At 40.1% G+C, this 9,474-nt stretch carries 7 protein-coding genes; 3 read left to right on the forward strand and 4 right to left on the reverse strand.

Features of this window, described 5'->3' with window-relative positions; all coding sequences use genetic code 11:
* The 3 genes from WKI42_RS08130 to WKI42_RS08140 form a co-directional block, all read right to left on the reverse strand.
* A partial coding sequence (locus WKI42_RS08130) for a sugar ABC transporter permease (RefSeq protein WP_368081650.1) occupies nucleotides 1–770 on the reverse strand: 770 nt, incomplete at its 3' end.
* 1 nt (nucleotide 771) lies between these two features.
* Nucleotides 772–2,064 carry a carbohydrate ABC transporter permease gene (locus WKI42_RS08135; RefSeq protein ID WP_368081651.1) on the reverse strand — a complete coding sequence of 431 codons (1,293 nt, stop codon included), beginning with the start codon at nucleotides 2,062–2,064 and terminating at the stop codon, nucleotides 772–774.
* A 110-nt stretch (nucleotides 2,065–2,174) separates the two neighbouring features.
* Complete coding sequence (locus tag WKI42_RS08140) at nucleotides 2,175–3,446, reverse strand: extracellular solute-binding protein (RefSeq protein WP_368081652.1); 1,272 nt, start codon at nucleotides 3,444–3,446, stop codon at nucleotides 2,175–2,177.
* 554 nt (nucleotides 3,447–4,000) lie between these two features.
* Between WKI42_RS08140 and malQ the strand changes: the two genes are divergently transcribed.
* The 3 genes from malQ (at nucleotide 4,001) to WKI42_RS08155 (ending at nucleotide 8,229) form a co-directional block, all read left to right on the forward strand.
* Nucleotides 4,001–5,518: a 4-alpha-glucanotransferase gene (gene malQ, locus WKI42_RS08145; protein ID WP_368081653.1), complete on the forward strand. Its 1,518-nt coding sequence runs from the start codon at nucleotides 4,001–4,003 to the stop codon at nucleotides 5,516–5,518.
* A gap of 25 nt (nucleotides 5,519–5,543) precedes the next feature.
* Nucleotides 5,544–7,802, forward strand: a complete 2,259-nt coding sequence (gene glgP / locus WKI42_RS08150) for a glycogen/starch/alpha-glucan family phosphorylase (protein ID WP_368081654.1) — start codon at nucleotides 5,544–5,546, stop codon at nucleotides 7,800–7,802.
* A 220-nt stretch (nucleotides 7,803–8,022) separates the two neighbouring features.
* Nucleotides 8,023–8,229 carry a hypothetical protein gene (locus WKI42_RS08155; protein WP_240148998.1) on the forward strand — a complete coding sequence of 69 codons (207 nt, stop codon included), beginning with the start codon at nucleotides 8,023–8,025 and terminating at the stop codon, nucleotides 8,227–8,229.
* Nucleotides 8,230–8,570: 341 nt separating this feature from the next.
* Here the strand turns inward: WKI42_RS08155 and WKI42_RS08160 are convergent, their stop codons facing one another.
* Entirely contained in the window at nucleotides 8,571–9,419 is an 849-nt protein-coding gene (locus WKI42_RS08160; protein WP_368081655.1) for a putative RNA methyltransferase, read from the reverse strand.
* Nucleotides 9,420–9,474: the final 55 nt, after the last annotated feature.

Below are 9,474 nucleotides of genomic sequence, written 5' to 3' on the forward strand. Positions count from 1 at the left end.
GGAAGGGCGATGAGGATAGCACCTGCTGAGAAGTAGGCAATCTTCAAGTTCTTCGCATTGTTAACGAAGGTTTGGAGACCAACGGCAACAGTAAAGTATTCTTTCTCACGAAGCAAGAAACTAGAGAGGATGTAGTCCCCGAAAGGTCCCATGAAGGCCCAGAGAGCTTGTACGGCAACCATTGGGCGAACAAGTGGAAGAACAATTTGCCAGAAGCGGCGGAAGTGTCCTGCACCGTCTAGTTTTGCAGATTCGTCTAAAGACATTGGCACTGTATCGAAGTAGCCTTTCATGAGCCAAGCATTCATCGGGATACCACCACCAACGTAGAGGAAGATGAGGAACCAGCTGTGGTTAAGGGCGTTCAACATAAGCGCCATAACGAAGAAGGCTGTCAAAGCGGCCATGGTTGGCACCATTTGGATAATCAAGAAGAAAACCAAACTTTGTTTACGAGCCAAGAAGTTATAACGGCTGTAAGCATAACCAGCAAGTACGATGATACTTGTTTGAACAGCCATGGTAATCAAGGCGATAATCAAAGTGTTGAGGTACCAAGTGCCGTACAAGGTTTCAGTGAAGAGGCCTTTAAAGTTATCAAAATTGAGGTCGATGTTAGTATCTAGTTTAAAGGCTGAGACGTTACCTGCTTTAAAGGCTGACATGATGGTAATCAAAAGTGGATAGATAATGACAATTGATAGACCAATCAGGTAAAGGTAAGTAAGGGTTTGAGTCAGTCTACGTTTGAGTTTAATTGAGTTATTCATCTTAGACGTCCTCCATATCAAATGCGTGTAGTTTCTTGAATGCGATCATAGAGATTGAGATGACAATGATAGAGATAATCAAGGTAACAGCTGCCGCCATTGAGTATTGAGGAGATGTACCTGTTGTCAAACGGTAGATCCATGAGATCAAGATATCGGTTGAACCAGCTCCACCACCGACACTACCAGGTCCTCCACCATTGAAGAGGTACATGATAGAGAAGTTGTTAAAGTTGAAGGTGTATTGGCTAATCAAAGTAGGTGCCGCAACAGCCAAAATCATTGGGAAAGTGATGTTGCGGAATTTTTGCCAAGCATTAGCACCGTCAATATAAGCTGCTTCGTAAAGGTCGTTAGGAATAGATTGCAAGATACCCAAGGTCAAAACGTAGATGTATGGGAATCCGAGCCAACCTTGCATCATAATCAAGGCAATCTTAGTCCAAGTTGGGTCTGTTTTCCAAGGAATAAGAGCCCCATCAAGGAAAGGAAGGAATTTAGCAAAGATTGGCAATACTTGAGTGTTGATAGCTCCGACACTATCGTTAAACATGTTTGAGAATGTCAAGATAGTGATGAAGGCTGGAACAGCCCAAGGAAGAAGGAAAATAACACCGAAGATACGTTTTCCTTTGATAAATGGCTGGTTAGCAATGATAGCTGTGAAGATACCAATCACGATCTGCAAAGTTGAGGCAGATAAAGCCCAGATGATAGTCCAAGAAAGAACAGAACCAAAGGCAGAACGGAAGGTACTCAAGCTCCAAATGTTTGTAAAGTTGGTCAAACCAACCCAGTCCAACAATTTGTTTGGTGGTAAGTGTTGGAAGTCATAGTTAGTAAAGGCGATCATCAAGGTTACGATAACTGGGAAGATAATCGCAAAAGTCATGGCAACATAAGATGGAATGATCAAGAGGTAAGGGAAGCCATTTTCATAGATTCCTTTGATCATTTCTTTGAGGGTACGTGGAACTGGAATTCCATTGTTAATGCGTTTTGCAATCGTATGTGCATCTTTAATATTTGCGAAATAAAAGAGTACATAAACGACTACAAAGATTAAATGGAAGGCACCACGAATCAGCATAAAGAGGGAATTGTCACGACCTGGCTTGTCACCAAGAGTGATGAGATTGCTCAATTCAGGGGCTGCAAGTGCTAGGAAGTAAAGGACAAATACGATGGTTACACCAAGGAAGATAAAACCTTTGGCTTTTTGTTTATTGTAAATCTGTCCTAACCCAGGAATGATAGACAGCAGGGCTGCTTTACTAGGTTGTTGCTTTTCCATAATAACTCCTTTCATAGGATACTGCTTTTTTATAAGAAAGCTAAATTATTTGTGTTTCTATTGATAAATTCAAAGGGGGATTTGATTTCCACCCCCCTTGAACAAATTTGTTATTCACCAAATTTTTGTTTGATTGTTTCTTTAATCAATGTTACAGCATCGTTAGCAGATGTTTTCGCATCTTTTTGACCACTTACAGCATCAAAGAGCATGTTTTTCGCTGGATCCCAAACTGCAGACATTTGAGAGATGTTTGGCAGTGGCTGAGTGCTCTTGAACTGTTTGATAACAGCTGTTGTCAACTCATCGTTTTTACCTTCAGCGTATGAACGAGCTTCAGTATTCGCTGGGATTTCGTTAGTCTTATCGTATAAGGCTTTTTGTTGTTCAGTTGAAACAAGGAAGTCTACAAATTTTTGAGAAGCTTCAAGGTTCTTAACGGCTTGAGGGATGACCCAGGCTTTACCACCACCGAATGCAGCATATTCTTTTCCATTTGGAAGAGTTGGAATAGTTGCAACTCCGTAGTTTACTTTAGCATCTTTGAAAGCTTGAGCTTTCCAAGGTCCGTCGATGATAGCAGCTGTTTTACCTTCTTGGAAATGAGTTTGGATCAAGTTTCCAGCGCCTTCAGTATCTTGCATACCTTTAGGCCATTTTTCATACCAAGATTTAGCGTAGTTGATACCTGCGATAGAACCGTCGTTGGCAAGACCGATGTCTTTAGGATCTTTACCATTTTGACCGAATACGTATCCGCCGTTACCAGCAAGAAGTCCGTATGCATAGTAGAAGTTTGTCCAGTCAGCTAGGAAGGCAGTAGTTTTGCCATCTTCTCCAGCGAAGGCATATTTGCTATCTTTAGCAAGGTTTTCTAAGTCAGCAAATGTTTTTGGAGCATCTTTTACCAAGTCTTTGTTGTAGTACATAACAAGTGACTCGATAACGGCAGGAGCACCGTAAACTTTACCATTAGCAGCGGTTACAAGAGATTTAGTTGTGTCGTCTGTTTTAGCACCATCGCTCAATTTCACTTCTGAAAGTTGTCCGTCAGAACCAAGGCTACCTACACGGTCGTATGGAGCCATCATAATATCAGGGACATTACCAGATTGGTTGTCAAGTGAAAGTTTATCAAGACCTCCTAGAGCATCACCAGTTTTAAGAGTAATTTTTACGCCAGCTTCTTTTTCATAAGCTTTAGCAATCTCTTCAATATAGCTCTTATATCCTTCGTCTACATATACAGTGAGTTCTTTGGTTTCAGATGAACCAGAATCAGCAGGCTTATCAGCAGTTTTGCTTCCGCAAGCTACCAAAAGCAAGCTAGCAAGTGTAACAGTTCCAAGCACAGCAGCGCTCTTCGTGAATTTAGATGACATAGTGTATTCCTCCTAAAGAATAACAAGTTTTATTGACAAGAAAAACGCAAACGTTTTCCTTTATGAGCTTAGTATAGCACAAATAGAAAACGGTTGCAAGTGTTTTTGTCAAAAATTTTAAAAAAATTTTAAGCTTGATTTGATAGCATGATTTTGCTTTTTAATAGAAGAAAAGTATGAAATAGATAAGAATACAGTGTTTTTAATAAAAAATAGATGGAATCTGTCTAAAGAGGGAAATCAGGAGGGGCTACCTCCCTATTTCTAATCCCTATCTATTTTTTATAGACCTTTGTGTCTTTTTGCATATAAATTAAAGCTTCCTGAAGGAGGATTTGCACCTTGTAGACTGTTCTGTGAGAGTCAAATTTTAGGATTAGATAGTTTTAAGTTATCTTTGCTAAAATGGGTTAGTCTCCTTAAAAATAATCAAAAAAGTTTTTTTAAAAACGCTTGCAATTATGCTTGAAAAGGAGTATACTTATAAGTAGCGCAAACGTTTGCGTCTGCAAAAATACGCAACGTTCCATTATTTTAACACATGAGGTGCTATTATGAAAAAACGTCAAAGTGGTGTGTTGATGCACATCTCTTCTCTTCCAGGAGCTTACGGAATCGGATCATTTGGTCAAAGTGCTTACGACTTCGTTGATTTCTTGGTTCGTACAAAACAACGTTACTGGCAAATCCTTCCATTAGGAACAACTAGTTACGGGGATTCTCCTTACCAATCTTTCTCAGCTTTCGCAGGAAACACTCATTTTATCGATTTAGATATCTTGGTGGAGCAAAGTTTGTTGGAAGCAAGTGACCTTGAAGGAGTTGACTTTGGTAGTGATGCGTCTGAAGTTGACTATGCTAAAATCTACTATGCACGTCGTCCTCTTTTAGAAAAAGCTGTGAAACGTTTCTTTGAAGTCGGAGATGTTAAAGATTTTGAGAAATTTGCTCAAGACAACCAATCATGGCTTGAGCTCTTTGCTGAGTATATGGCTATCAAAGAGCATTTTGACAATCTTGCTTGGACTGAATGGCCAGATGCAGATGCTCGTGCTCGTAAAGCTTCAGCACTTGAAAGCTACCGTGAGCAATTAGCAGACAAATTGGTTTACCACCGTGTGACTCAATACTTCTTCTTCCAACAATGGTTGAAATTGAAAGCTTATGCTAACGACAACCACATTGAAATCGTTGGGGACATGCCAATCTACGTAGCGGAAGATTCAAGCGATATGTGGGCAAATCCACATCTCTTCAAGACAGATGTCAACGGTAAAGCAACTTGCATCGCAGGATGCCCACCAGATGAGTTTTCTGCAACTGGTCAGCTTTGGGGTAACCCAATCTATGACTGGGAAGCAATGGACAAAGACGGCTACAAATGGTGGATTGAACGCTTGCGTGAAAGCTTCAAAATCTACGATATTGTTCGTATCGACCACTTCCGTGGTTTTGAATCTTACTGGGAAATCCCTGCTGGTTCTGATACAGCAGCACCTGGTGAATGGGTGAAAGGGCCTGGCTACAAGCTTTTTGCAGCTGTTAAGGAAGAACTTGGTGAGTTAAACATCATCGCAGAAGATCTTGGTTTCATGACAGACGAAGTTATCGAATTGCGTGAACGTACTGGCTTCCCAGGAATGAAGATTCTTCAGTTTGCCTTCAACCCAGAAGACGAAAGCATCGATAGCCCACACTTGGCACCTGCTAACTCAGTTATGTACACAGGAACTCACGATAACAACACGGTTCTTGGTTGGTACCGTAACGAGATTGATGATGCGACTCGTGAGTACATGGCTCGCTACACTAATCGTAAAGAATACGAAACAGTGCCACATGCTATGCTTCGTACAGTCTTTTCATCAGTTAGCTTCATGGCAATTGCAACTATGCAAGATTTGCTAGAATTGGATGAGACAGCTCGTATGAACTTCCCATCTACCCTTGGTGGAAACTGGTCTTGGCGTATGACTGAAGAACAATTGACACCAGCTGTCGAGGAAGGTTTGCTTGACTTGACAACAATCTATCGCCGAATTAATGAAAATTTGGTAGAATTAAAGAAATAATACAATATCAGGAGACATCTTAAACATGTTATCACTACAAGAATTTGTACAAAATCGTTACAATAAAACCATTGCAGAATGTAGCAATGAAGAGCTTTACCTTGCTCTTCTTAACTACAGCAAGCTTGCAAGTAGCCAAAAACCAGTTAACACTGGTAAGAAAAAAGTTTACTACATCTCAGCTGAGTTCTTGATTGGTAAACTCTTGTCAAACAACTTGATCAACCTTGGTCTTTACGACGATGTCAAAAAAGAACTTGCTGCTGCAGGTAAAGACTTGATCGAAGTTGAAGAAGTTGAATTAGAACCATCTCTTGGTAATGGTGGTTTGGGACGTTTGGCTGCCTGCTTTATCGACTCAATTGCGACTCTTGGTTTGAATGGTGATGGTGTTGGTCTTAACTACCACTTTGGTCTTTTCCAACAAGTTCTTAAAAACAACCAACAAGAAACAATTCCAAATGCATGGTTGACAGAGCAAAACTGGTTGGTTCGCTCAAGCCGTAGCTACCAAGTGCCATTTGCAGACTTTACTTTGACATCAACTCTTTATGATATTGATGTTCCTGGTTACAAGACAGAAACGAAGAACCGCTTGCGTTTGTTTGACTTGGATTCAGTTGATTCTTCTATTATTAAAGACGGTATCAGCTTTGACAAGACAGATATCGCTCGCAACTTGACTCTCTTCCTTTACCCAGATGATAGTGACCGTCGAGGTGAATTGCTCCGTATCTTCCAACAATACTTCATGGTTTCAAACGGTGCGCAATTGATCATCGACGAAGCAATCGAAAAAGGAAGCAACTTGCATGACCTTGCTGACTACGCAGTTGTCCAAATCAACGATACTCACCCATCAATGGTGATCCCTGAATTGATCCGTCTTTTGACTGCACGTGGTATCGAGCTTGACGAAGCAATCTCAATCGTTCGTAGCATGACTGCCTACACTAACCACACAATCCTTGCTGAAGCGCTTGAAAAATGGCCTCTTGAATTCTTGCAAGAAGTGGTTCCTCACTTGGTACCAATCATCGAAGAATTGGATCGCCGCGTGAAAGCAGAATACAAAGATCCAGCTGTTCAAATCATCGATGAGAGCGGACGTGTTCACATGGCTCACATGGATATCCACTACGGATACAGCGTTAACGGGGTAGCAGCACTCCATACTGAAATCTTGAAGAACTCTGAGTTGAAAGCCTTCTACGACCTTTACCCAGAAAAATTCAACAACAAAACAAACGGTATCACTTTCCGTCGTTGGCTCATGCACGCTAACCCAAGCTTGTCTCACTACTTGGATGAGATTCTTGGAGACGGCTGGCACCATGAAGCTGATGAGCTTGAAAAACTCTTGTCTTATGAAGATAAAGCAGCTGTCAAAGAAAAATTGGAAAGCATCAAGGCTCACAACAAACGTAAATTGGCTCGTCACTTGAAAGAACACCAAGGTGTGGAAATCAATCCAAACTCTATCTTTGATATCCAAATCAAACGTCTTCACGAGTACAAACGCCAACAAATGAACGCTTTGTACGTGATCCACAAATACCTTGACATCAAAGCTGGTAACATCCCTGCTCGCCCAATCACAATCTTCTTTGGTGGTAAGGCAGCTCCAGCCTACACAATCGCTCAAGACATCATTCACTTGATCCTTTGCATGTCAGAAGTGATTGCTAATGATCCAGCAGTAGCTCCACACTTGCAAGTAGTTATGGTTGAAAACTACAACGTTACTGCAGCAAGCTTCCTTATCCCAGCATGTGATATCTCAGAACAAATCTCACTTGCTTCTAAAGAAGCTTCAGGTACTGGTAACATGAAATTCATGTTGAACGGAGCTTTGACTCTTGGTACTATGGACGGAGCTAACGTTGAAATCGCTGAGTTGGTTGGCGACGAAAACATCTACATCTTTGGTGAAGATTCAGAAACTGTTATCGACCTTTATGCAAAAGCAGCTTACAAATCAAGTGAATTCTACGCTCGTAAAGCTATCAAACCATTGGTTGACTTCATCGTTAGTGATGCAGTTCTTGCAGCTGGAAACAAAGAGCGCTTGGAACGTCTTTACAATGAATTGATCAACAAAGACTGGTTCATGACTCTTCTTGATTTGGAAGACTACATCAAAGTCAAAGAGCAAATGTTGGCTGACTACGAAGACCGTGACGCATGGTTGGATAAAGTTATCGTTAACATTTCTAAAGCAGGATTCTTCTCATCTGACCGTACAATCGCTCAGTACAACGAAGATATCTGGCACTTGAACTAAGATACAAATTTATACGAATACATTTTGTAAAAAAGCGAGTTTCGATTGAAATTCGCTTTTTTAATGATGTAGATTTGAGTCAATCTTGTCTTAAAAAGATAGAAATCATAGATACAGTTAAGGCTTAGAAATACTGCTTTTTACTCTCTTTCAACCTCATACTCCTTGTATTCGCTTACATAAAGTATTATAATATAATTGTAGGAAAGAAGGTGTTTTTATGTGGAAAAAATATTTTTCAAAATATAAATGGACGGATTTATTTTGGATTTTATTTATCATTTTGACCTGCCTCTTGGCGGGTAATGATACTCTTTTCCCCCTTACCCATCAAGAAATCTCTTATCATGGGTGCTTATTTGGAATTACACTTGCCTTATTTCACTTGCTATTTATTGATAAGTTTGTTATCTCGAATCGAAAATAAAGATTAGAACTATGCTTGACTGCCTACTTTTATGATTGATTTTGGAGGGAAGATTTTGTCTCTGTTATTTATTATTTTAAATTTGTTTATCTTGTACAAGATCTATTCTTTAAGGCGGGAAAAATCGAAATACTTGATTTATACGGCCTATATCATATTTGGGGTAAATGTACTATATGGTATTCAATGGTTATTAAAAGAACTGATTTCAAATATTTCCCCTTAATGTGTATGGAAACTATAACAAAACGCATAAGATTAAGGTTTTTGACCACCTGTTCTTATGCGTTTTCGTAATATTGAAGATTTTCGGTAAGTTTTATACCTTTGGGAAGTATAGTTTAGAGTGCTTTCCCAACCAAAATCTCTGCTTCAATGGTAATTTCTGTCAGTTGGCTCCAGTCAATCTTGCTCTGGTCAACGTGAAATAGGAGAGGGGTCATGCTGAGTAGGGCTTGGAGTTGCACTGTTGTGATAGTCTTAGTCAGAGAGGCCGTTTGACTAGATAGGATGGTAAAGTGTTCTTGGAAATGATTTTTGATTTCTTGATTAGAATAATTCTTGTTTGTCAGCTGGTCTTGTACCTTCTGACGGATTTCCTTGAGATGATTTTCAGTTGGGATAATCTTTATCAAGATACCGTCTTTGGATAAAACGCGACGAAATTCTCCATAGTTGGCAGGTGAGAAGATATCAAGCAGGATATCCATGCTAGCGTCTTTTATAGGAAGACGAGCCAAGTCACCAACGAACCAGTTGACTGCCCAGTTGGGTTCGCTCTTGGCAGCGATTTGGACTGAATCTTTGGAGATGTCAAAGGCATAGAAAGTTTTTTCAGAGTGACTTTCTTGGAGTTTACGAGAGTAGAAACCTTCACCACAACCGATATCTAAAATTGTTTTGGCATTTTTTGAGCTTGAAAGTAAATCAGAGACGACCTCTAGAATAGCTTGGTAAAAGCCGGCTTCTAGGATTTGTTGCCGGTTTTGAAAGTTTTCCTTGTCGTAGTTGGTAGATTGCTTGATTTGAGGTGCCAGATTGACATAGCCAAATTTAGCCAAGTCAAAAGAATGGCGATTGTTACATTTGAGACTGTTCTCTAGCAGAGTCAGATTTTCTTGACAGATAGGGCAGGCAAAGGCAGTCGCAGAAGCAAAACGCTGGAGTTTAGGTTTGAGATTTGTATTCATAGTTTAAGTGTATCAAAAGAGGCAAATGAAAGCAACTTTAGGATGATTTGTAATA

Source organism: Streptococcus pseudopneumoniae (genome assembly GCF_038148935.1).
GTDB classification, from domain to species: Bacteria; Bacillota; Bacilli; order Lactobacillales; family Streptococcaceae; genus Streptococcus; species Streptococcus pseudopneumoniae_U.